The organism is Georgenia satyanarayanai, from assembly GCF_023715365.1.
Lineage (GTDB): Bacteria > Actinomycetota > Actinomycetes > Actinomycetales > Actinomycetaceae > Oceanitalea > Oceanitalea satyanarayanai_B.
Map to the genome: position 1 here is coordinate 99,454 of NZ_JAMBNZ010000007.1, position 23,389 is coordinate 122,842.

The 23,389-nt window shown below is 71.6% G+C and carries 20 protein-coding genes; 8 read left to right on the plus strand and 12 right to left on the minus strand.

Translation table 11 applies throughout. The annotated features are described in order from the left end of the window. Window positions 1–11 precede the first annotated feature (11 nt). The 6 genes from M3148_RS10425 to M3148_RS10450 form a co-directional block, all read right to left on the minus strand. Window positions 12–896, minus strand: coding sequence for a carbohydrate ABC transporter permease (locus M3148_RS10425; protein ID WP_251304632.1), 885 nt, complete (start codon window positions 894–896; stop codon window positions 12–14). Further along, on the minus strand, window positions 893–1,699 hold the full coding sequence (locus M3148_RS10430; RefSeq protein ID WP_251304633.1) for a carbohydrate ABC transporter permease: 807 nt from the start codon (window positions 1,697–1,699) through the stop codon (window positions 893–895). The genes M3148_RS10425 and M3148_RS10430 overlap by 4 nt, the downstream gene beginning before the upstream one ends. A 192-nt stretch (window positions 1,700–1,891) precedes the next feature. Next, entirely contained in the window at window positions 1,892–3,247 is a 1,356-nt protein-coding gene (locus M3148_RS10435) for an ABC transporter substrate-binding protein (RefSeq protein WP_251304634.1), read from the minus strand. Window positions 3,248–3,308: 61 nt separating this feature from the next. Beyond that, on the minus strand, window positions 3,309–4,298 hold the full coding sequence (locus M3148_RS10440) for a Gfo/Idh/MocA family protein (RefSeq protein ID WP_251304635.1): 990 nt from the start codon (window positions 4,296–4,298) through the stop codon (window positions 3,309–3,311). Window positions 4,299–4,637: 339 nt separating this feature from the next. Next, entirely contained in the window at window positions 4,638–7,202 is a 2,565-nt protein-coding gene (locus tag M3148_RS10445) for an MMPL family transporter (protein WP_251304636.1), read from the minus strand. 43 nt (window positions 7,203–7,245) lie between these two features. Next, window positions 7,246–7,857, minus strand: coding sequence for a TetR/AcrR family transcriptional regulator (locus tag M3148_RS10450; RefSeq protein WP_251304637.1), 612 nt, complete (start codon window positions 7,855–7,857; stop codon window positions 7,246–7,248). A gap of 167 nt (window positions 7,858–8,024) precedes the next feature. Between M3148_RS10450 and M3148_RS10455 the strand changes: the two genes are divergently transcribed. Both M3148_RS10455 and M3148_RS10460 read left to right on the plus strand, forming a co-directional pair. Further along, complete coding sequence (locus tag M3148_RS10455; RefSeq protein WP_251304638.1) at window positions 8,025–8,576, plus strand: AMIN-like domain-containing (lipo)protein; 552 nt, start codon at window positions 8,025–8,027, stop codon at window positions 8,574–8,576. A 139-nt stretch (window positions 8,577–8,715) separates the two neighbouring features. Beyond that, complete coding sequence (locus M3148_RS10460) at window positions 8,716–11,385, plus strand: HAD-IC family P-type ATPase (RefSeq protein WP_251304639.1); 2,670 nt, start codon at window positions 8,716–8,718, stop codon at window positions 11,383–11,385. Window positions 11,386–11,387: 2 nt separating this feature from the next. Here M3148_RS10460 and M3148_RS10465 read toward each other — a convergent pair whose 3' ends face one another. Genes M3148_RS10465 through cmtR form a run of 4 tightly spaced genes read right to left on the minus strand, consistent with a single transcriptional unit; the run spans window position 11,388 to window position 14,746 of the window. Further along, complete coding sequence (locus M3148_RS10465) at window positions 11,388–11,624, minus strand: hypothetical protein (protein WP_251304640.1); 237 nt, start codon at window positions 11,622–11,624, stop codon at window positions 11,388–11,390. A 12-nt stretch (window positions 11,625–11,636) separates the two neighbouring features. Continuing rightward, window positions 11,637–12,464 (minus strand): PhzF family phenazine biosynthesis protein, encoded by an 828-nt coding sequence (locus tag M3148_RS10470; protein WP_251304641.1) that lies wholly within the window; start codon window positions 12,462–12,464, stop codon window positions 11,637–11,639. A gap of 9 nt (window positions 12,465–12,473) precedes the next feature. Next, window positions 12,474–14,390: a heavy metal translocating P-type ATPase gene (locus M3148_RS10475; protein ID WP_251304642.1), complete on the minus strand. Its 1,917-nt coding sequence runs from the start codon at window positions 14,388–14,390 to the stop codon at window positions 12,474–12,476. After that, window positions 14,387–14,746 (minus strand): Cd(II)/Pb(II)-sensing metalloregulatory transcriptional regulator CmtR, encoded by a 360-nt coding sequence (gene cmtR / locus M3148_RS10480; protein WP_251304643.1) that lies wholly within the window; start codon window positions 14,744–14,746, stop codon window positions 14,387–14,389. The genes M3148_RS10475 and cmtR overlap by 4 nt, the downstream gene beginning before the upstream one ends. An 83-nt stretch (window positions 14,747–14,829) precedes the next feature. On the opposite strand from cmtR, the gene M3148_RS10485 reads away from it, so the two are divergent. From M3148_RS10485 to M3148_RS10495, 3 genes are all read left to right on the plus strand, one after another. After that, entirely contained in the window at window positions 14,830–15,204 is a 375-nt protein-coding gene (locus M3148_RS10485; RefSeq protein WP_251304644.1) for an ArsR/SmtB family transcription factor, read from the plus strand. Next, on the plus strand, window positions 15,204–16,115 hold the full coding sequence (locus M3148_RS10490; protein ID WP_251304645.1) for a cation diffusion facilitator family transporter: 912 nt from the start codon (window positions 15,204–15,206) through the stop codon (window positions 16,113–16,115). Before M3148_RS10485 ends, M3148_RS10490 begins: the two co-directional genes overlap by 1 nt. A gap of 252 nt (window positions 16,116–16,367) precedes the next feature. Beyond that, entirely contained in the window at window positions 16,368–18,032 is a 1,665-nt protein-coding gene (locus M3148_RS10495; RefSeq protein WP_251304646.1) for a bifunctional 3'-5' exonuclease/DNA polymerase, read from the plus strand. A 506-nt stretch (window positions 18,033–18,538) separates the two neighbouring features. Here M3148_RS10495 and M3148_RS10500 read toward each other — a convergent pair. Beyond that, a complete protein-coding gene (locus tag M3148_RS10500) occupies window positions 18,539–19,249 on the minus strand; it encodes a class I SAM-dependent methyltransferase (protein ID WP_251304647.1) in 711 nt (236 codons plus the stop codon). Window positions 19,250–19,463: 214 nt separating this feature from the next. On the opposite strand from M3148_RS10500, the gene M3148_RS10505 reads away from it, so the two are divergent. The 3 genes from M3148_RS10505 (at window position 19,464) to M3148_RS10515 (ending at window position 21,863) form a co-directional block, all read left to right on the plus strand. Next, complete coding sequence (locus tag M3148_RS10505; protein WP_251304648.1) at window positions 19,464–20,987, plus strand: ATP-dependent DNA ligase; 1,524 nt, start codon at window positions 19,464–19,466, stop codon at window positions 20,985–20,987. Window positions 20,988–21,171: 184 nt separating this feature from the next. Continuing rightward, on the plus strand, window positions 21,172–21,465 hold the full coding sequence (locus M3148_RS10510; protein WP_251304649.1) for an ArsR/SmtB family transcription factor: 294 nt from the start codon (window positions 21,172–21,174) through the stop codon (window positions 21,463–21,465). Continuing rightward, window positions 21,462–21,863: a VOC family protein gene (locus M3148_RS10515; RefSeq protein ID WP_285884155.1), complete on the plus strand. Its 402-nt coding sequence runs from the start codon at window positions 21,462–21,464 to the stop codon at window positions 21,861–21,863. Before M3148_RS10510 ends, M3148_RS10515 begins: the two co-directional genes overlap by 4 nt. On the opposite strand, the gene M3148_RS10520 is transcribed toward M3148_RS10515, so the two are convergent. Beyond that, complete coding sequence (locus M3148_RS10520; protein WP_251304650.1) at window positions 21,860–23,344, minus strand: alanine/glycine:cation symporter family protein; 1,485 nt, start codon at window positions 23,342–23,344, stop codon at window positions 21,860–21,862. The two genes, M3148_RS10515 and M3148_RS10520, sit on opposite strands and share 4 nt — an antisense overlap. Window positions 23,345–23,389 lie beyond the last annotated feature (45 nt).

The following is a 23,389-nucleotide window of genomic DNA, read 5'->3' on the forward strand; positions in this document are numbered from 1 at the left end:
GAGTACCCTTTCTAGACTGCACCATATGACAGGCCGGAGACGAGCCTCCGGCGCATGAGGATCGCGAACGTCAGCGGCGGGAGCGTGCCGACGATCGCGACGGCCGCCATCTCCCCGAAGTTCGTTCCGGTGATGGACAAGAAGAAGCCGGCGGTCGTGGGGAACGTGCGCGCCCCGGTCGAGGTGAGGAACTGGGCAAACGCGAACTCGTTCCACGACTGGATGAGGAGGAGAATTCCCGTAGACGCAAGGCCGGGGGCAATCGTCGGCAGGTGGATCCCCCACAAAATCCGCCAGCGCGTCGCACCGTCAAGCTGAGCGGCCTCGTCGATCTCGATCGGGATCTGCCGCATGAATCCGCGTAGCATCCAGATGGCTAGCGGGAGGTTCATTGTCGTGTAGGCGATGACGAGGATCAGGTGAGTGTCGATCAACCCGAGCAACTGGGCGATGAGGAAGTACGGAATAACGACGGCGATGGCCGGTATCATTCGGAACGACAGTAACGTCGCAGCGACGGACCGCTCCTTCACCACACCAAAACGTGTCATTCCATACGCGGTCAGCAGGCCCAGTGCGAGGGACGGGACGACGGTACCGACCGAGATGAACGCACTGTTGCCCAAGTAGTGCAGGATGTTGCGGCTCGTGAAGATCTCGACGTAGTTGTCGAGCGTAGGGACGAAGAACCATGACGTCGGGTCGAGGACATCGCGCTTGAGCTTCAGGGACGTCGCGAGCGTGAAGTAGAAGGGGAACAGGGAGGCGAGCGTCCAGGCGATGAGCAGCCCGTAGAACGCGCTGCGACGTAGCCTGCCTCCCGTATGCGCGGCAGATCGATCGCCCATGGTCGACGATCGACGGGCCCGGAAGGGTGCGTGAAGCGTGGCGGTCATACCGACTCCTGCATCTCGACGCGCTTGAGGTAACGCGTGACGACGTTGGACAGGACCAGGACGAGGACGAGGAGGAGCACGGCGACAGCAGAGGCCCGGCCGATCCAACCCGTCTGGTAAAGGCCGTAGTGCCAGACCATGAGGCCTAACGTCTCCGTCGCCTTACCGGGGCCGCCCTGGGTGAGGATGTAGGCGGTGTCGAAGATCTTCATGGAGTCGATGACGCGTAGCGCCACGACCAGTCCGAAGAACGGCGCCACCATCGGGAACGTCACATGGCGAAGCATCTGGAGCGGCCCGGCGCCGTCGAGCATCGCGGCCTCTCGCGGGCGGGGGTCGATCGACTGCAGCCCCGCAAACATAATGAGGGCGACGAACGGTGTCCACTGCCAGGTCTCGACGATGACGACGGAGATAAAGGCAAGCGGCCCCGACCCCAGCCATGGCTGATCGAGCCCGAGTGGGCGCAGCAGCGAGTTGAGGACCCCATACAGGTCGTTGAACATCAGCCGCCAGATGAGTCCGGCGATGACGGGGGCCATGACGAGCGGGACGAGCATGAGGGTGGTGAAGAGCGACCGCGCTCGCGTGACGTTGTCCAGGAGGACGGCGAGCATGGTCCCCAGCACCACCGTCGTTGCGGTCGCGGCGACAAGGAAACCCAGCGTGACCCCGACGGCGGGCCAGAAGTTGTCATCGGCACCACTGAGGAGGCGGACGTAGTTGTCGAAGCCCACCCACGAGGCGCTGCTCAGTGGCGTACCGCGGTCGTAGTTGAAGAGGCTGGTCACGTACAGGAACACAGCCGGCACCACGCTTACGCCGATCATGATTATCAGCGACGGCGCGATGTAGCGCCACCCTTGGCGGCGGGTCCTGTCTGCGTGCGTGCGACGAGTAAGAGTGCGGCCGGACAAGGACGTCAACCTCTCGTGTGGGGTCGGGTAGGGATAGGGCCCGGATGGGCGGCCACGCGACCGCCCACCCGGGCGGCGTCAGCCGAGAGCGGCGATCTCCCGGTCGGCGCGTTGCAGCGCCTCCTCGGCGGTGAGGCTCCCGGCGAGCGCCTCCGAGCCGTAGTTGCCGATGACCGTCAGCTTCTCGTCGGACAGGGGCACCTGGGGCAGCCAGCTGATGCCACGGTCGACGAGCGCCCCAGCGGCGTCCAGCGCCTCGAGCATCGCGCCGTAGTAAAGTTCCTGCTCCGGCGTCGTTGGGTTCTCCAGCACGCTCGTGCGGGTCGGCACGCCGCCGAGCTCCACGTACGTGGGGGCCATGGCTCCGGAGGTCATGTAGGTAATGAACGCCCACGCCGCGTCGGCGTTCTCGCTGTTCCCGGCGATGCCCAAACTCCAGCCGGCCAGGGCGCCGTAGGTGCCGTTCTCACCCTCGGGCGGCCCCACGAAGGCGACGTCGTCGACGACGACCGACTGGTCCGGGTCGATGATCGACGGGGCGATGGCGGTCGCGTCAAACCACATGGCCGCGTGCCCACCCATGAAGGCCGAGAGCGCCTCCTCGTGGGTATAGCTGGCGACGTCGGAGGGCGCGTACTCGAGCAGGGCGAGGTAGTACTCCAGCGCCTGGACGTTGTCCTCGCTCGTGACCATGCTCTCGTTGGTCTCCGGGTCGAAAAATCCGTCACTGAACTGGTACATGAGCGTCATGAGCCCGGACGTGAAGTGGATGCCCTTCTGTGCCCGCATCGCGATGCCGCTGACGTCGGAGTTCTCGTCGAAGTAGGCCGCGAGCTCCAGCAGTTCGTCGGTCGTCGTGGGCGGCTCCTTCCCGTGCTCCTCAAACAGGTCCGTGCGGTAAGCGAGGAAGCGTGACTCGCCCGCGATCTGCACGCCGTAGGTGACGCCGTCGTACTTGTCGAGCCCCTCGCGGTACGCAGGGAGGATGTCCTCGTAGTCGAAGAACTCCGGGGTCTGCTCGGCGTCGGTGACCCGGTCGGAGATGTCGGCGATAACACCCTTCTCGGTGAAGCCACTGATCCAGAAGCTGTCGATCATGGCGACGTCGTACGCCTGGTTGTTGCTCTGGAAATCGAGCTCGATCTTCTGCTTGAGGCTGTTCTGGTCAACGACGTCCCAGACGACGTCGATCCCGGTCAGCTCCTCGAACTGAGGAGTCATCGTCTGCATGGCCTCGGTGCTGGGGTGTGTCTGCGCCGCGATGGTCACGGTTTCACCCTCGTGCTGCTCCTTGACCGTCTCTGCCCACTCGGCCACCGCTGGGTCGACATCAGCGGTAGCGGTGGGGTTGGTATCGCGTTCGCTGGCGCAGCCGGCGATGGCGAGGCCGATGACGAGCACAGCGGCCGTCGGGAGTGAAGCGCGTCGTTTCATGGTGACTCCTTCGAACAACGTTGTTCTTGGTTCGGGTTGCACAGGCGGAGAGTCCGCGACGTCAGACGGTGGACACGACCACCTCCTCGCACGCGACGAGGGACCGGTGCGCCGCCACCGCGGTGCGCACCGCCATTGCCGCCTCGGTGACGCCGAGTCCAGCTGGCACTCGGCGGTCACGGACGGCTGCCGTGAAGGCGCGTGCCTGGACGACGAACGGGTCTTCAGCGGCCACGCCCTCGCGGCGAGGCGGCTCGTCGTCGAAGTAGCGGATGACGGCCGACTCCGCTTCGCCGTCGATCTGGCTACCGTCGTGCCGGTTGACCAGCTCGAGCGCGCCGCGGTCGCCGACCACGTGGAGGCCTGCGGTGAAGGGGTACTGCTTCGGCATGCGCTGGCTGCCGTGCACGTGCGCGAGCGCCGGACGGTCGGCGTAACGCAGGCTCACCTCGACGTGATCCCAGCCGCCCTGCGCGTCCTGATGCCCCAAGGCGACGACGGACGTCGGCGCGCCCAGGATCCAGTTCATGAGGTCGAAGTCGTGGACCAGCAGGTCGAAGAGCGCGCCCCCGCTGCGCGCCGGGTCCGCGAGCCAGCTTGACCAGCGCGGCGGCGCCGACATCCGATGACTTCGGGCGCCTTGGACCTCTCCAAGGGAACCGCCGGCAATGAGGTCGACAGCAGCAACGTACTCGGCGGTGTGCCGAAGGACGTGGGCCACCATCGCCACGCCACCCTTCGCGCTGCTCCCGGCAATGCGTGCAGCCTCGCCGAGTGTGAGAGTCACCGGCTTCTCGATCAGCACGTCCTTGCCGAGGTCCAGTGCGGCCACAGCGAAGTCGGCGTGGAGATCGGTCGGCACCGCAATCACGACCGCGTCGACGTCTGCAGCAGAGATTAGCGCGTACGGGTCGGTGTAGTGCCGGAAGGGCCCGTCGGAGGGCGAGCCAGCCGTCGCGACCCCGACCACCTCCGCGTCCTCGAGTTCGTTGAACGCAGCAAGGTGAGTCCTGCCGATAAAGCCAAGACCAAGGAGCCCGACCCTGAGCACAGCACCTCCATTTGTTTTGTGTGGTGCAAAACCTATTCGCAGTGTGCGCGCAATCACATCGGATATTCAAGACCCGGTCCAGATGTTGAGACGGGCGACGGCATCTGGTGCTAGCAGTAGCGCAGAACGACCTCACGGCCGTCCGGTCATGTGCCGGGCGGCCGCGTGGTCTTGCTTCGAAAGAAGAGGGCTGGGTTGCACGGTGCTGGCGCGCACGTGCGGAGCCTCCGGCCGTTGCCCACTGCCGTCTGCGTGCGTCCGAGCGACCGGGGGTGAAGCCTCAGCGGAAGGCTAGCGCCGGCGCCCCGGGGCTCGCTGCCGCCGGGGCGCGCCGCCGTTTCAGACCTGTCGCTTGACCACCTGCCGCTCGAGCTTGGCGCCCTCGACGTCCACGTTCGGCAGGATCTTGTCGAGCCAGCGCGGCAGCCACCACGCCTTCTCCCCGAGGAGGCTGAGCACCGCCGGGGTGAGCGTCATCCGGACGAGGAACGCGTCGACGAGCACGCCAAAGGCCAGGCCGAAGCCGATCGGCCGGATCATCGCCAGCTCGGCGAAGATGAAGCCGCCGAAGACGGAGACCATGATGATCGCCGCGGCCGTGACCACCCGGGCGCTGACGTTGAAGCCGCGCACGACGGCGACGCGTGCGTCGGCCCCGTGGACGTGCGCCTCCCGCATCCCCGAGACGAGGAACACCTGGTAGTCCATCGCCAGGCCGAAGAGCACGCCGATGAGGAGCACCGGCAGGAAGCTGAGGATCGGCCCCGCCTCGTTGACGCTGAACAGCCCCGCCAGGTGGCCGAGCTGGTAGACCGCGACGACGGCGCCAAAGGACGCGACCACCGTGAGGAGGAAGCCCACCGACGCCAGCAGCGGCACCCAGATCGAGCGGAACACGAGGAGCAGCAGGACGAGGGAGAGGCCGACCACGACGAGCAGGTAGATCGGCAGCGCGTCGGCCAGCTGGTCGGAGATGTCGATGTTGGCCACCGTCTGGCCGGTGAAGCCCATCTCCACCCCGTGCGTGGCACCGAGCTCGTCCTCGCTGTCCAGGAGCCGGTTGACCAGCGCGACCGTGGACTCCTCGGAGGGCCCGTCGGCCGGCATGACCTGGAACGCGAGGGTGTCGCCGTCCTCGCTCGTCCCGAAGGGCACGACGTACTGGACACCCTCGACGGCGATCAGGTCCTCGGCGATGTCGAGCTGCACCTCGGTGAGGGCCGCCTCGTCCTGCGTCGGCTCCTCGAGCGTGGCGACGCCGATGATGGGGCCGTTGGCGCCCGCACCGAAGTTGTCGCGGATGAGGTCGTAGGTGCGGTAGGCGGTCGAGTCCGCGGGCTCCTGACTGCCGTCGGGCAGGCCCAGGCGCAGCTGCGTCGCGGGGATGGCGAGCAGGCCCGTGATGGCGACGACCCCGATGATCGCCAGCCACGGGTGCTGCTGGACCTTGGCCGCCCAGCCGCGGGAGTCGGCGCCGTTCGTACGCTCCAGCCGCTTGCGCTGCTTGGCGGGCAGCACCCGCTCCCCGAGGAAGGACAGGAGCGCGGGGGTCAGCGTGACAGCCGCGAGGACGGCGACGACGACGGTGCCCGCCGCGACGTAGCCCATGACGGCGAGGAAGGGGATGCCGGTGAGGCCGAGCGCGGCGAGGGCGATGACGACTGTCGCGCCGGCGAAGGTGACGGCGTTGCCGGCGGTGCCGGTGGCGAGGGCGATCGAGTCGCGCACCCCCATGCCGTCGGCCAGCTGCATGCGGTGCCGGTTGAGGATGAACAGGGAGTAGTCGATGCCCACGGCCATGCCGAGCATGAGGGCGAGCGCGGGGGTCACGCTCGTCATGTCGACGACGCCGCTGAGGGCGAGCGAGCCACCGACGCCCACGCCCACGCCCACGAGGGCGGTGAGCAGCGGCAGGCCGGCGGCAAGGAGGGACCCGAGCAGCACGAGGAGGACGACGACGGCGACGACGACACCCACGACCTCGGCCGGGCCGAGGATGGAGGAGATGTCCGAGACGATCTCGGCGCTGTAGTTCACCTCGACCCCCTCGTCGGTGAGCGTGTTGCCGATCTCCTGCACCGCGGCGGTGACGTCCGGGTCGAGCTGCCCGCCCGAGGACTCGAACTGCACCTGCGTCATGGCGACGGTGCCGTTCTCGGAGACCTGGCGCAGGCCGGAGGTGAGCTCGGCGAGCCGCTCGCCCTGGTCGAGCTGGGTCTGCCCGGCGGCGATCTCGGCCTCGGCGGCAGCGAGCTCCTCCTCACCGGACTCGAGCTCGGCGCGGTTGGCGGCGAGCTGCTCCTCACCGGCGGCCAGCTCGGCCTCGGCGGCAGCGAGCTGCTGCTCGGCGCCGGCGGCCATGGCGGGTGGCATCATGTCGATCGAGGCCTCGAGCTCGGCGCGCTGGGCCTCCAGCTGCTCCCGGCCCGCGGCGAGCTCGGCCTCGGCGGCCTCCAGCTGCTCGCGGCCCGTGTCGAGCTCGGCGCGACCAGCCTCAAGCTGCGAACGGCCCTCCTCGAGCTCGGTGCGCCCGGCCTCGATCTCGTCGAGGCTGCCGTCCAGCTGCTCCTGGGTGGCGAAGGGGTTCATCGCGGCGACCACGCCGTCCAGCTCGCTCCACTGCTCGGTGACGTCAGCGACGGCGGCGCGCTGCGCGTCGGTGAAGCCGTCCTCGGCGGAGAAGGTCACGGTGCCGATACCGGCGGCGGCCTCAGGGATCTCCTCGTGGAGGTCGTCGAGCACCTCCTGGAACCGGCTGCCGGGGATGGTGAACTCATCGCTCAGTGGCTCGCTGAGGGTGGCGGCGCCGGTGACGGCGAGTGCGATGACGACGAGCCACGTGATGACGGCGGCCCAGCGGTGCTGGGCGCTCCATCGTCCGAGGCGGTGCAGGAGTGAGGCCACAGGGGGTCCTTCCGGAGTGTGGTGGTGCAGAGAAAAGGGGACGTCAGGAAGCGGACCGGCGCCACCCGGCGCCGGCATGGTCGAGGACCCGCTGGAGCGTGTCGTTGAAGGCGGCGACGGCGTCGTCCGCGGGAAGCGCGGTCGCGACGGGCACCCACGCCTTCTGAACCATCTCGAACATCGCCATGACCGAGGCGGCCAGGGACCGCACCCGCAGGTCGTCCTCGCCGCCCAGCCGGTCGCGAAGCACGTCCACGAGCCACTCCTCGTGGTGCTGCCACACCCGCAGGTGGAGCTCGCGTCCACGCAGGGAGGCCCGCGGGTCGGTCGGGAGCCAGGCGAGGAGGATCTCGGCGCCGATGGGCTCCTCGCGGAGCGCCGCGCGGATCGCGACGAGCGGCTCCTCGCGGGCGGGGCGCCGGCGCAGCGCGTCCGCCATCCGCTCGAGCGGGTCGGCCAGCCCCGCGGCGACCACGGCCTCGATGCCGGCGAAGTAGTTGAAGAAGGTCCGGCGGGAGACGCCGGCACGGTCGGCGATGTCCTCAGCCGTGACGTCCTCGAGGCCGCGCTCGCGCGCCAGGCCGCGGGCGGCGTCGATCATGGCCTGACGGGTACGCGCCTTGTTGAGCTCGCGCCGGCCGGCCGTTTCGGACATACCGTCGAGTCTCCGCCTCACAGTGCACACCGTGCAACTTTGCCCGCTGTGCAGTGCGGCACACGTTGCCCTTTCGGCCCTTCCGGCGGGCGCGCGTCCGGAGTAGGTTGCGCGACACCACGCGAGCAGCACGCTGCCGCCCGCGGTCACTCCTCAAGGAGATCGCGATGAAACGACTTGTCAGCATCCTCCTCGGACTCGTTCTCGGGTTCGCGCTCGTCATCCCGATGGGCGCCTCTGCACAGGCCGCGCCGTACTGCGGCATCTCCTGGGGCTCCCTCGCCAAGGCGCAGAGCCCCGGCTCCTCCCTCACGTCGATCACCGGCGTGCGCGCGGGCGAGCACTCCTGCTACGACCGCATGGTCATCGACGTCCACGGTGACGTGCGCGGCTACTCGGTCCGCTACGTCGACCAGGTGTACGCCGAGGGCAGCGGCGCTCGTGTCCCGCTGCGCGGCGGCGCCAAGCTCGAGGTCGTCGCACACGCACCGACCTACGACCCCGTGACGGGGCGCAGCACCTACACCCCCTCCAACCGCAAGGAGCTGCGCAACGTCAGCGGCTACTCGACCTTCCGTCAGATCGCCTCCGGCGGCAGCTTCGAGGGCCAGACGACCATCGGCCTGGGCGTGCGCGCCCGGCTGCCCTTCCGGGTGTTCGTCCTCGACGGCCCGGGCTCCGGCTCGCGGCTCGTCATCGACGTCGCCCACCGCTGGTAGTGCCCGACGGCGGGTGGCCGGCCACGTCGGCCGGTCACCCGCCGTCCGCGCGCCGCCCCGACCACAGGGCCCAGGCGGACGGCGCGACCGGGGACGAGAATGGGACGAGCCGTACCGCCTCGCCGATGCGACAGGGACCATGACGCCACCCCCCGAAGCCGCTCCCGCCCACGCCCGCGCCGTCGTCGACGTCCTCGCCCACCTCGGCGCCGGTGACCAGGGCCTGAGCCGGGAGGAGGCCGCCGCCCGTCTCGAGCGGCACGGTCCCAACCGGCTGCCCGAGCCCGAGCGCGAGTCCGCGCTGCGGCGGCTGCTGCGCCAGTTCGCCGACCCGATGATCTACGTCCTCATCGCCGCCGCCGTGCTCACCGCGGTGCTCGGCGAGTGGGTCGACACGATCGTCATCGCCGCCGTCGTCCTCACCAACGCCGTCATCGGCTACGTCCAGGAGGGCAAGGCGGAGAACGCCCTCGAGGGCATCCGCCAGATGCTCTCCCTGGACGCGCAGGTGCGGCGCGACGGCGCGTGGCAGACCGTCCCCGCCGAGGACCTCGTCCCCGGAGACCTCGTGCGCCTGACCTCCGGGGACCGGGTGCCCGCCGACGTCCGGCTCATCCGCGCGAGCACGCTGCGCATCGAGGAGTCGGCGCTCACCGGTGAGTCCGTCCCGGTGGACAAGGGCACCGACCCGGTCGCCCCGGAGGCCGGCATCGGGGACCGCACGTCGATCGCCTTCTCAGGCACCGTCGTCGCCGCGGGCTCGGGCACCGGGGTCGTCACGGCCACCGGGCAGGACACCGAGATCGGCCACATCACGACGCTGCTCGAGGAGGTCGAGTCCCTCGAGACGCCCCTGACCCGGCAGATGAACGCCTTCGGGCGGGCGCTGTCGCTCGTCGTCGTCGTCCTCGCCGTCGTGATGTTCGGGCTTGGCGCGCTGCTGTACGACGACGCGCTCGGCGAGCTCACCCTCGCGGCGATCGGCTTCGCGGTCGCGGCGATCCCCGAGGGCCTGCCCGCCGTCCTCACCATCACCCTCGCCCTGGGCGTGCAGACGATGGCGCGGCGCCACGCGATCACCCGGCGGATGAGCTCGGTGGAGACCCTCGGCTCGGTCACCGTCATCTGCACCGACAAGACCGGCACGCTCACCCGCAACGAGATGACGGTCCGCACGGTCGTCACGCCCACGGGCCGCGTCGACGTCACGGGCACCGGGTACGCGCCCGAGGGCGAGATCCTGCCGGCCACCGGCACGACGACGACGGCCCAGGACGTCCTCGCCCTCGCCGAGGTGGCGGCCCGGGCCAACGACTCGACCATCTCCCGCCGCGGAGGGGAGTGGGTGCTGTCCGGCGAGCCGACCGACGGCGGGCTGCGCACCTTCGCGCTCAAGGCCGGCGTGGTCGGCGACGACGACGCCCGGCTCGACGCCGTCCCCTTCGACTCCGCCTACAAGTACATGGCCACCCTCGACCGCACCGCGCGGGGCACGGTCATCCACCTCAAGGGCGCCCCGGACCGGCTGCTGGACCGCTGCGACTCCCAGGGCACCGGCCTGGAGGCCACGGCGCCGCTGGACCGGGCGTTCTGGGAGGCGCAGATCGAGGAGCTCGGCGCCCGCGGGCTGCGGGTGCTGGGCGCCGCCGCCCGCCGCGCCGACGACGGCGCCACCTCGGTGAGCACCGAGGACGTCGACGCCGGCGGCTTCATCCTCCTCGGCCTCTACGGCATCATCGACCCGCCCCGTGAGGAGGCCGTCGCCGCGATCCGCGCCTGCCGGCAGGCCGGCATCCGCGTCAAGATGATCACCGGCGACCACGCCGGCACCGCGACCGCCATCGCGCGGGAGATGGGGATCGGGGAGGGCGCCCCGGCCGTCACCGGCGCCGAGCTGGAGCGCGCCACCGACGAGGAGCTGCGCACCCTCGCGACACGGCACGACGTCTTCGCCCGCACGAGCCCCGAGCACAAGCTCCGCCTGGTCCGGGCGCTGCAGGCGAACGGCCAGGTCGTGTCGATGACCGGTGACGGCGTCAACGACGCCCCGGCGCTCAAGCGGGCCGACGTCGGGGTCGCCATGGGGATCAAGGGGACGGAGGCGACGAAGGAGGCGGCCGACGTCGTCCTCGCCGACGACAACTTCGCCTCGATCGAGTCGGCCGTCGAGATGGGCCGCACGATCTACGACAACCTCCGCAAGGCGATCGTCTTCATCCTGCCGACCAACGGCGCCCAGGGGCTGGTCATCCTCGTCGCCGTCGTCCTCGGGCTCACGCTGCCGATCACCCCGGTCCAGGTGCTGTGGGTCAACACGATCACCGCGGTCACCCTCGCGCTCGCGCTCGCCTTCGAGCCCTCCGAGCCCGACATCATGCGCCGCCCGCCACGCACGCCCGGCGGCTCGATCCTCCCGCGCTCGGGGCTGCTGCGGATCGGCTACGTCTCGGTGCTCATCGGCGGCGCGACGATCGCGGTCTTCCTCCTCGGCCAGGAGGCCGGGCGGGGCGTGGCGGAGTCCCGGACGGTCGCCGTCAACACCCTCGTCGTCGCGCAAATCTGCTACCTCTTCGCCAGCCGGTTCAGCCGCACCACGAGCCTGCGCCGTGAGCTCCTCACGACCAACCCGGTCTCGTGGGTGTGCGTGGCCGTCATGCTCGGGCTCCAGCTGCTCTTCGTCTACGCGCCCTTCATGCACACGGCCTTTGGCTCCACCGCGGTCGGGCTGACGGACTGGCTGGTGCCGCTGGGCGTCGGGGTGGTCGTCTTCGCCGTCGTCGAGGTGGACAAGGCGCTGCGGCGGCGCTGAGGTCAGAGCGCGACGGTCCGGACCACGAGCGGGACGAGGAACACGACGAGGAGGACGGGCACCGCCCAGTCGGCGAGGCGCAGCGCCCCGACGACGGTCCGGGTCCTCTCACCCCACGTCGCGGGCTCGACTCCGGCAGCCCGGGCTCGGGCGAGCGCCAGCCACCAGGAGCTGCCGAGGAAGGTCCCCCCGACGAGGAGCAGCACCACCCACTGCCCCCACAGCGGCCAGGAGTCCATGTCCACCCTCCGTCAGAGCGCGACGGTGCCGGCGATCGCCGTCGTCGTCCGCCCGCCCACCCACAGCCCGCCGTCGGGGGCGGTGACATGGACCCGGCCGGCGCGGCCGAGCGCGGTGCCCTGCGCGGCGACGTACGGGGCGGTGACCACGCCGGTGTCGGTGAGCCACTGCGCGAGGCCGGCGCCCAGGCTGCCCGTGACCGGGTCCTCGGAGAAGTCGGCGCCGAACGCGCGGACCTCGACGGCGGTCCCGTCGCTGCCGGGCGCGGCGACGACGCCGAGGTGGAGGTCACCGAAGCGGTCGTAGCGCGGCCTGACGGCGAGGACGGCCTCCCGCGAGCGCAGCCGCAGCGCCAGCCAGGGCGGGCCGTTGTCGAGCCAGGACGCGGCGACGACGTCGCCCGGGTCCAGCCCGAGGGCGTCGCCGGCGCGGGCGAGGGTCTCGTCGTCGGGCGCCTCGTAGCGGCGCAGGGCGGGGGCGGCAAAGGACCAGCGGCCGCCCGACTCGCGCAGCTCGACGAGCCCGACGCCGCACTCCTGGACGAGCCGCCCCGGGCTCGCCGCGGTCCCGCCGGAGGCGAGCCACGCGTGCGCGGAGCCGAGGGTCGGGTGGCCGGCGAAGGGCAGCTCGGTGCCGGGGGTGAAGATTCGCACCCGGTAGTCCGCGGCGGGGTCGGTGGGCGGGAGGAGGAAGGTGGTCTCGGAGAGGTTGGTCCACGCCGCGAAGCGCTGCATGCGCTCGGTGGACAGGCCCTCCCCGTCGACGACGACGGCTACCGGGTTGCCCTCGTAAGGCTCGGCCCCGAACACGTCCACCTGGAGGAATCGCCGCTGCAGCATGCCCGCACCCTAGTTGCGGCGGTCTGCGAGCGTGCTGGCGTGGTGGGTCCGTGCCGCACGCAGGCCGTTGAGGATGACCAGCACCTCGGCGAGCTCGTGGACGAGCACGACGGCGGCCAGGCCGAGGACACCGGTGACGGCCAGCGGCGGGAGGACGGCGATGATGACGAGCGACAGGGCGATGTTCTGGTTGACAATGCGCCGGCCGCGGCGGGCGTGGGCGATGGCCTGGGGCAGGAGGCGGAGGTCCTGGCCGGTGAAGGCGATGTCGGCGGACTCGATCGCGGCGTCGGAGCCGGTCGTTCCCATGGCGATCCCAACGCCGGCCGCGGCCAGCGCGGGGGCGTCGTTGATGCCATCGCCGATCATCGCGGTGGGCCGGTGGGCGCTGAGCTCCCGCACGGCGGCCGACTTGCCCTCGGGGCGCAGCTCCGCGCGCACGTCGTCGATACCGGCCTGCGCGGCGAGGGCACGCGAGGTCCGCTCGTTGTCCCCGGTGAGCATCGTCACGCCGATCCCGCGGGCGGTCAGGGTCTCGACGACCTCGGGAACCTCGGGGCGCAGCTCGTCACGCACCCCGATCGTCCCGGCGGCCGTGCCGTCGCGGTGGACGACGACGACGGTCATGCCCTGGGCCTCGAGCTCGCGGACCCGCTCGGTGAGGTGGCGGGGGTCGACCCAGCGAGGGCTGCCGACCCGTACCTGGTGGCCGTCGACGGTGCCACGGATGCCGTGACCGGCCTCCTCGGCGACGCCCTGGCCGGCGGGGGCCGCGGGGGCGGCCTGGGTGATCGCGGCGGCGAGCGGGTGGGTGCTGTGCTGCTCGAGCGCGGCGGCCCAGGCGAGGACCTGCTCCTCGGTGACGTCGGCGGTGGGGACGACGGCGGTGACGGTGGGCCGGTTCCTCGTGAGGGTCCCGGTCTTGTCGAGGGCGACGTGCCCGATGTCGCCGAACCTCTCGAAGACCGCCCCACTCTTGATGATGACGCCGAACCTGCTGGCCGAGCCGACCGCGGAGACCACGGTGATGGGCACCGCGATGGCCAGCGCACACGGGGAGGCGGCGACGAGCACCACCAGAGCGCGGGTGATCCACGTCTGCGGGTCACCGGCCAGGGAGCCGATGAGCGCGACGAGCACGGCCAGGACCAGGACGCCGGGGACCAGGGGCCGGGCGATGCGGTCGGCCAGCCGGGCGCGTTGCCCCTTCTCCGCCTGGGCCTGCTCGACGAGGCCCACGATCGTGGTGAGGGAGTTGTCGGTGCCGGCCGCGGTCACCTCGACCTGCAGAACCCCCGTGGTGTTGATGGCCGCGGCGGAGACCGCCTCGCCCGGGCCGACCTCGACGGGGATGGACTCACCGGTGATCGCCGAGGTGTCCAGGCTGCTGTGCCCGGTCCGGATGGTGCCGTCGGTGGCGATGCGCTCGCCGGGCCGGATGACCATGACCTGCCCGGGGGCCAGGTCCCGGGCCGGGACGGTGAGGGTGCGGCCGTCGTCGAGGACGGTGGCAGTCTCGGGCACGAGCCTGAGGAGCGCGCGGAGCCCGGCTCGCGCGCGGTCCATCGCCCTGTCCTCCAGGGCCTCGGCGATGGAGTAGAGGAAGGCCAGGGCCGCAGCCTCCCCCACGTGACCGAGGATGACGGCGCCGGTGCCGCTCATCGTCATGAGGAGCGCGACGCCGAGCTTGCCGGTGGCGAGCTTGCGCAGCGCGGCGGGGACGAAGGTGGAGGCCCCGAGCAGCAGGCCGACCCAGAACAGCACCAGCGCCGCCGTCGGGGCGCCGGACCACTCGGCGGCCACCCCGGCGACGAAGGCGACGCCCGAGGCGACGGGGACCATGACGGCACGGTCACGCCACCAGGGGGCGTCGTGCTCGTCCTCGGCCTCGTGCTGCTCGACGGGGGCGTGGGTCGTGGCACTCATGCCACGGTCGCGTTCGAGCAGCAGCCGGGCACCGTGCACGCGGCATCGACGCAGGAGGCGTCCTCGTCGACGGCCAGCGTCACCTCGACCAGCGCGGTCATCGCCGCCGCGAGGTGGGGGTCGGCGATCTCGTAACGCGTCTGGCGGCCCTCCGGCTCGGCGACGACGATGCCGCAGTCCCGCAGGCAGGTGAGGTGGTTCGACACGTTCGACCGGGTCAGGCCCAGCTCCCGGGCGAGGACCGCCGGGTAGCTCGGGCTCTCGAGGAGGGTCATGAGAATCCGGGAGCGGGTGGGGTCGGCCATGGCGCGGCCCAGCCGGTTCATCACGTCCAGCCGCGAGGCAATGGTCAGCATGCGCTGACCATACAGCACATGCTGACCCCTCAGTCTTCTTGCGCGACATCGTCTGCACATCTGCATAGATGTATGGTCGATGCATGAGTGTGACGCCGTTGGATTCGTGTGAGGTCGCTGCCGTCCACCCGGAGAAGGTGGCGCTGACCCGGGAGCAGATCCCCGATGAGCAGGAGGCCGCCAGGTTGGCCGGCCTGTTCAAGCTGCTCGGGGACCCACGGCGCGCAAGGGTGCTGTACGCGCTGCTGGAGGCGGGCGAGCTGTGCGTGTGTGACCTTGCCGCGGTCGTCGTCGTCCCCGAGGCGTCGGTGTCCCAGGTGCTGCGGGTTCTGCGCACCGCCGGGGTCGTCGACAACCGGAGGGAGGGCCGGATGGTGTACTACCGGCTTGCCGACGCTCACGTCCGGATGCTGCTGGACATCTCGCGGGAGCACGCCCGGCACGAGGGGCAGGACTGATGGGAGCGGGACACAGCCACGCGCCGGTGATCGGGCATGCCGGTGGGCGTCACCGCCGACGACTGGCCGGCGCCTTCGCCCTCACGGCGGGCTTCTTCCTCATCGAGCTCGTCGCGGGGCTCGTATCAGGGTCACTCGCCCTGCTCTCCGACGCCGGACACATGGCCGCGGACGTGGTGGTGCTGGGCGCTGCCCTGGTCGCGACCCGTATCGCCAGCCGACCCGACCGCACGGGACGACGCACGTACGGCTCCTACCGGGCGGAGGTCTTCGCCTCCGCCCTCGCAGTACTGGTGATGCTCGCGGTGGGGGTGTACGTGGTGGTCGAGGCCATCAGCCGGCTGGGCGATGCGCCGGAGGTCGCCTCCGGCGCGATGCTCGCTGTCGGGTTCGCCGGTCTGGTCATCAACGTCGCTTCCATGCTCCTGCTGCGCAGCGGGTCGAAGGAGAGCCTGAACGTCAAGGGCGCCTACTACGAGGTGATCGCCGATGCCGCCGGGTCGGTGGGCGTCATGGTCGCAGGTGTGCTGATCATCCTCACCGGCCAGCCCGTCTGGGACGTCGTGGTCGCCGGGCTCATCGCGGTCTTCGTCATCATCCGGGCGCTCGTACTGGGCAGGCAGGTGGTCGCGGTCCTCGCCCAGCACGCTCCCGATGGGATCGACCCGGACGGCGTCGCCGCCGCCCTGTCCGCGGTTCCCGGCGTGGCGGATGTCCACGACCTGCACCTGTGGACATTGACGTCGGGTATGAACGTTGCCACGGCCCACCTGACCGCCGACCATGGCGCCGATCACGGTGTCGTGCTGAGCGACGCACGAGACGTGCTGCGCGATCGCTACGGCATCGCACACGCCACCTTGCAGGTGGAGGCCGTCGGCAGCGGCGGGTGTCATGACCTGAGCTGGTAGCACTCGGGCAGCGCGTCCGCGGGGCGGTCCGTGAGCACGCCGGCGTTGACCGGAGAACGGCCCCGGCGCTATGAGCGCCCGCGCGGGCACGGGCGGCCGCGGGCACACGCCGGCAGCGCGGCGCTTCGTGGCCGGCTCTCGCCCACACAGCGTCGGTCGGCGCGTCCCGGCGTGGGTGGTGGAGCTTGCCTGCGACACCCGGCGTGCCGTTGTGCGGCGCCCGGTGTCGGTGCGCCGCCGTAGGCTCGGGGTGTGGAGATCGTCGTGGCCGAGGAGGCGAACGGGGTCCGGCTCACCATCCTCGACGACGGCGCCGCCCCGGCCGCGTCCGTCGTGCCCACCGACGCGCTGGCCGCCCGGGTGGCCGAGATCGAGGCCGCCTCGCGCCCGCGCTGGGTGTGGGCCGACACCGCGACCACCTACGCCCGGCTGCTGCGCGCCGGCGTGCGGGTGGAGCGTTGCTTCGACCTGCGCCTGTGCCGCACGATCCTGCGCCGCTCAGTCGGTGCGCCGGCTCCGTCGGAGCTGTGGGACGACGTCGAGGAGCACGACGACCGCCCCGACGCCCCGCCCACCCTCTTCGAGTCCCTCACCCTGCCCGCCGAGGAGGTCCTCGCCGAGCGGCTGCGCCAGCGGGAGGCCGTGACGGCGAGCCGCGAGCCCGGGCGGCTCGCCACCCTGCTTGCGGCCGAGTCCGCCGGGGCGCTACTCGCCGCGGAGATGCGCCACGACGGCCTGCCGTGGGACCGCGCGGCCCACGACCACCTCCTCACCGAGGTGCTCGGGCCGCGTCCGCCGCTCGGCGCGCGGCCGCCGGTGCTCGAGGTGCTCGCCGAGGACGTCCGCCGTGTGCTCGACGCGCCGAAGCTCAACCCGGACTCGGGGCAGGCGCTGCTGCGCGCGCTGCACAGCGCGGGGATCTCCGTGCAGACCACCCGCAAGTGGGAGCTCGAGCAGGTCGACCACCCCGTGGTCCCGCCGCTGCTCGAGTACAAGAAGCTGTCCCGCCTCCACAGCGCCAACGGCTGGGTCTGGGCCGACGAGTGGGTGCGTCCCGGTCCCCCGGGCGCGGGCCGCGAGCGCTTCCACCCGGACTACGTGCCCGGTGGTGTCGTCACCGGCCGGTGGGCCACCCGCGGCGGCGGGGCGCTGCAACTGCCCAAGCAGGTGCGCGGCGCCGTCGTCGCCGACCCGGGCTGGACGCTCGTCGTCGCCGACGTCGCCCAGCTCGAGCCGCGCGTGCTCGCCGCGATGGCCCGGGACGAGGCGATGGCGCGAGCCGCGCGCGGCGGGGACCTGTACCAGGGACTCGTGGACCAGGGCGTCATCGACACCCGCGCCCACGCAAAGGTCGCCATGCTCGGCGCACTGTACGGCGCGACCACCGGGGCCGCCGGGGACCTCGCACCCCGGCTGCTGCGCGCCTTCCCGCGGGCCACCGCGGTGGTCGAGGGCGCCGCGATGCGCGGGGAGGTGGGCGGCACCGTCCGCACCTGGCTGGGCCGCACCTCCCCCGCTCCCCCGCCGGCGTGGAAGGCCGTGCAGGACAGGCAGCACGAGGGCGAGGCGACCGACGACGACCGCCGGCGCGCGCGCCGCCTGGCCCGCGACTGGGGCCGCTTCACCCGCAACTTCGTCGTCCAGGGCACCGCCGCGGAGTGGGCACTGTGCTGGCTCGCCGACCTGCGCGCCCGCCTGCGGGTGCTCGGCGGCGCCGGCGGGGCGGGCCACAGCCCGCACCTCGTCTTCTTCCTCCACGACGAGGTCATCGTCCACACCCCCGTGGCCCTCGCCGACGACGTCGCGACGGCGGTCCGCGAGTCCGCCGTCGGCGCCGGCCGGCTCCTCTTCGGCGACTTCCCCGTCGACTTCCCCCTCGACGTCTCCGTCGTCACCACCTACGCCGACGCCGAGTAGCGGGCTCCCCTCCCGCCGACAGCCGGATTCCTCCACGCCGCCCACCGACAGCCGGATTCCTCTCGCCCCTCCCGCCGAGAGCCGGATTCCTCCCCGCGACGGCGCCCTGACGCTGAGCCGGGAGCCCAGCGCCGGCTGGGTACCTTGGCCCGATGACCAGGCACGAGGAGCCGCTGACCGTCGAGTCCCTGACCCGTCGTCTCGACTCGCGAGGAGCAGCCGGGCACAACCTCGGCGGCGGGTGTGGGCGACCGAGGCGGAGACCTGCGAGGACCTCCTCGAAGTCGTCACGTCGGGGGAGAACAACTGCTCCACCTGCGTCGTCCCCCCGGCGCAGCCCAAGGCGTCTGACGCGGCCTGGGCCGGCTGGCTCGCGGAGCGCGGCGCCACAGAGGCAGACCTCGCGCCCGAGAGTGGAAGATCAGCGACAGCCCCTGGCGCGAGGGCGTCACCGCCCGCCGCTACTTCGTCCGCCGGACGGCGATCCGTCGGCTCGAGAGCCGCGTCTAGGACATCGGTGCCTCGAGCACGAAGAAGAGGAAGCACAGGAAAGCGCTGCGCTCCCCGCTGACGATGCGCGCCGGGAGGAGCTCGGGCGGTGTGTCCGGCGACGGCTCCGGCTCCTCGACGAGCGAGATGGTGAAGCCCGCGTCGGTGAACGCCCGCGTCATCGCGCGCAGCGGGCGGTGCCAGAACGTCAGCTCGGTCGGCTGGCCGTCGAGCTCGAGCGTCTCTACGTACTCCCGCGTGGCGAAGTAGTCCTCCTGCGGGAAGTTGATGACGCGGACAGTGGGGTGGTTGACCGACAGGAGGAGCCGGCCGCCAGGCCGCAGCACTCGCCTGAGCTCGGCCAGCGGCGCGCTCCAGTCCTCGAGGTAGTGCAGGACGAGGGAGGCCACGACGTCGTCGAAGCTGTCGTCCGCAAAGGACAGCGGCTGGGCGAGGTCCCCGACATGGAGCGGCACGTCATCACCGAGGCGCCGCCGGGCGAGCTCGACCATCGCGGGGCCCACGTCCAGGCCGGTGACGACGGCACCCCGCCGGAGCAGCTCGGCGGCCAGCGGACCCGAGCCACACCCGGCGTCGAGGACCCGGCGGCCGCGCACCTCGCCCGCCAGCGACAGCATCGCCGGCCGCTCGTAGAACGCGTTGAGCATGCTCGACGCGTTCTCCGCGTCGTACCGGGCGGCGAAAGCGTCGTACTGGGCGGCCTTCATGGGTCTCCTTCGGTGGACGGCCGTGCGAGGACGAGCCCCCCCCGACGCTAGGTGCTCGAGTCCTGCGCACAGGTCGGCGACACGCGGACGACACGCCGGGACAGGTGACGCCCACGCCCCTGGTCGTGGGACCTGTGCGCAGTTCCGACGCACCCGGCCGAGGCCTGCCCACGGACACCGCGCGGCAGCTCGGCCGCGCTGCCACACTCGGCGCATGCTCTTCGCGCGCCTCGCCGAGACCTCCACGGCCGTCGCCGCCACGCGCTCCCGGCTGGAGAAGCGCGCACTGCTCGCGGCCACGCTGCGGGAGGCCGAGGAGGACGAGATCGACGTCGTCGCCACCTACCTGTCCGGCCGCGTGCGCCAGCGCCGCACCGGCGTCGGCTGGCGCAGCCTCGCCGAGCTCGCGGAGCCTGCACCGGCCCCCTCGCTCACGCCCACCGGCGTCGACGCACAGCTCGAGGCGCTCTCCGCCCTCGCCGGCAGCGGCTCCCAGGCCGAGCGCGCCACCGCCGTCGTGGCCCTCTTCGGAGCTCTTACCGAGCCCGAGCAGCTCTTCCTGCGCGCCCTCATCCTCGGCGAGGTGCGCCAGGGCGCGCTCGACTCCCTCCTCATCGAGGCGATCGCCGACGCCACCGCCGTGCCGGTCACCGCCGTCCGCCGCGCCGCCATGTTCAGCGCGTTCACCGGACCGGTAGCCCGCGCCGCGCTCACCGGCGGCGTCGACGCGCTCGAGGACTTCCGCCCCGCGGTGCTCCAGCCCGTCCGCCCCATGCTCGCCTCGGCCGCCCCCGACCTCACCGCCGCGTTCGCCAAGCTCCGCGACGACGACGGCGGCACCCTCGTCGCCGCCGACGGCAAGATCGACGGGATCCGGGTCCAGGTCCACAAGTCCGGCGACGAGGTCGCCGTCTTCACCCGCTCCCTGGACGACATCACCGACCGCGTCCCGGAGATCGTCGATGTCGTCCGTGCGCTGCCCGCCGAGGAGCTCATCCTCGATGGCGAGGCGATCGCCCTGGGTCCGTCCGGCCGCCCCCGCCCCTTCCAGGAGACGGCCTCGCGCACCGGGAGCCACGACGGCGCCGCCGCCACCACCCCGCTCACCGTCTTCTTCTTCGACCTCCTCCACCGCGACGGCACGACGCTCGTCGCCGCACCCGCCCGGGAGCGCCTCGCCGCGCTGGAGGAGGTCGTCCCCGCCTCGGCGCTCGTTCCGCGCCGGGTCACCGCGGACCAGGCCGAGCTCGACGCCTTCTTCAGCGAGATCCTCGAGCTCGGCCACGAGGGCCTCGTCCTCAAGGACCTCACCGCCCCCTACGACGCCGGGCGGCGCGGCGCCGCGTGGGTCAAGGTCAAGCCGCGCCACACCCTGGACCTCGTCGTCCTCGCCGTCGAGTGGGGCAGCGGGCGGCGCCAGGGCAAGCTCTCCAACATCCACCTCGGCGCCCGCGACGGCGACGGCTTCGTCATGCTCGGCAAGACCTTCAAGGGCATGACCGACGAGATGCTCGAGTGGCAGACCGAGCGCTTCCTCGGGCTCGAGACGCACCGCGAGGGCCATGTCGTCCACGTCCGGCCCGAGCAGGTCGTCGAGATCGCCATCGACGGCGTGCAGCGCTCCCCCCGTTACCCGGGCGGCGTCGCGCTGCGCTTCGCGCGGGTCCTGCGCTACCGCGACGACAAGACACCCGCCGAGGCGGACACGATCGAGACGGTTCGCGCGCTCGGCCCGTGATCAGCCGGTCACCGCCTGCGCGGTGTGCTTCGCTCGCCAGCTTCCTCTGCGTTTCCCCCGGCGTCGCGCGTCTCCGTCGGTCGCCGCCTGGCGGAGGCGGCAGTGCGCACACGCCTCGGCGAGAACACGCTCCGCCGCGACGGGGGTCTTGACCGGCAAGTCCTTACTTGCCTATAACGGAGTGGTGGATGACGACGCCGTCCTGTTCAGGGCGATCAGTGACGCCACCCGGCGGACGATCCTCGACGAGCTGACCGAGCGCGACGGGCAGACCCTCTTCGAGATCTGCGGCCGGTTGGCCATGAAGCACGGCTCGACCTCCTCGCGGCAGGCGATCTCCCAGCACCTCGCGGTGCTGGAGGACGCGGGCCTGCTGCGTACCCGGCGGGAGGGCCGTTACAAGTTCCACCACATCGACACCCGGCCGCTGTGCTCGATCGCCGAGCGCTGGCCCACCCGAGAGGAGCCGGACCCATGATCCGTGTGACCGTGACCAGCGTGCTGGTCGACGACCAGGCCAAGGCCCTGGAGTTCTACACCGACAAGCTGGGTTTCACGAAGAAGACCGACGTCCCCGCCGGCGGCGCCCGCTGGCTGACCGTCGTCTCCCCCGCCGACCCCGATGGCGTCGAGGTGCTGCTCGAGCCGGACGGCCACCCGGCGGCGAAGAACTTCAAGGAGGCGCTCGTCGCCGACGGGATCCCCTGGACGCAGTTCGCCGTCGACGACGTCCACGCCGAGGTCGAGCGCCTCAAGCCCCTCGGCGTGCAGTTCACGCAGGAGGCGACGGACTACGGGCCGGTCGTCGTCGCCGTCCTCGACGACACGTGCGGCAACCTCATCCAGCTCGCCCAGATGAAGCCGGTCGAGGGTTAAGGGGTCCGCTCCGCCCTGGGCGTCTCCGTCCGCGACACCCACACGTCACCGGGGAGGTCCCCAGGCAGCAGCGGGTTGCCGCGGCCGAGGAAGACGCCCAGCTCACGGCCGCGGAACTGCTCGTAGTCACGCAGCGCGCCCAGTGCCCAGCGGCCGAGCAGGAGGATCGCGACGAGGTTGACGATCGCCATGAGCCCCATGGCGATGTCGGCGACGGTCCACACGAGGGCGAGCTCGGCGAGCGCCCCGACGAGCACGGCGAGGGTGACGAGCGTGCGCAGCGCGTACGGGGCCCACCGCCGGCTGGTGAGGAAGTCGACGTTGACCTCGGCGTAGGTGAAGTTTCCGAGGATGGAGGAGAAGGCGAAGACGAAGATGAGGACGGTCATCGGCAGGATCACCCAGTCCCCGAGGGACGCGGCGGCGGCCGTCTGGGTGAGGGCCGCGCCCTGCGCCTCGGTGGTCTCCCCCGGCGAGTAGACCGACGGGCCGGCGAGCAGGACGATGAAGGCGGTCGCCGAGCACACGAGGATCGTGTCGACGAACACGCCGAGGGACTGGACGAGCCCCTGCTGCACGGGGTGACGCACGGTGGCGGTGGCCGCGGCGTTGGGCGCGGAGCCCATACCCGCCTCGTTGGAGAACAGCCCGCGCCGGGCACCGTTGAGGACGGCGGCGAGCAGCCCGCCGCCGGTGCCGGCGACTGCCTCATCCAGCCCGAAGGCGCCGCGCACGATCATCCCGACGACGTCGGGCAGGGCGCCGAGGTTGAGGACGATGATCGCCAGCGCCACGAGGACGTAGACGAGGGCCATGAGCGGCGCGAGCAGCTCGGCGACCCGTGCGACGGCCCGGATCCCGCCGAACACCACCGGCGCGGTGAGCAGGACGAGGAGGACGGCGGAGACCCACGCCGGCACGCCGTGCCCGGAGTCGAGCGTCGCCGCGATCGTGTTGGCCTGGACCATCTCGAAGGCGAAGCCGAAGACGAAGATGAGGAGCACGGCGAAGACGGCACCCCACCGGCGCGACCCCAGGCCGCGCTGGATGTAGAACGCCGGTCCGCCGCGGAACGTGCCGTCGTGCCAGCGCACCTTGTACATCTGCGCGAGGGTCGCCTCGATGAAGGCGGTCGCCATGCCGACGAGCGCGACCATCCACATCCAGAAGATGGCCCCAGGTCCGCCGAGGGCGAGCGCGATGGCCACGCCCGCTATGTTCCCGGTGCCCACCCGCGAGCTGATGCCGATCGCAAAGGCCTGGAAGGAGCTGATGCCGCCGTGGCTCTCCCCGCGCGAGCGGGCGATGACCGAGACCATCCGGGCGAAGAGCCGGCCCTGCAGGCCGCGCGTGCGGACCGTGAAGTACAGTCCCGCGCCGACGAGCAGCGCGACGAGCACGTAGGTGTACAGGCCGTTGCTGACGTCCCCCAGGACACTGTTGACCGAGTCCACGTTCCAACCCCCGACGGCGATGGTCACCCGGGCGGGTGACGCGACGCGGGCACGCTACTCCCCGACGCCGCC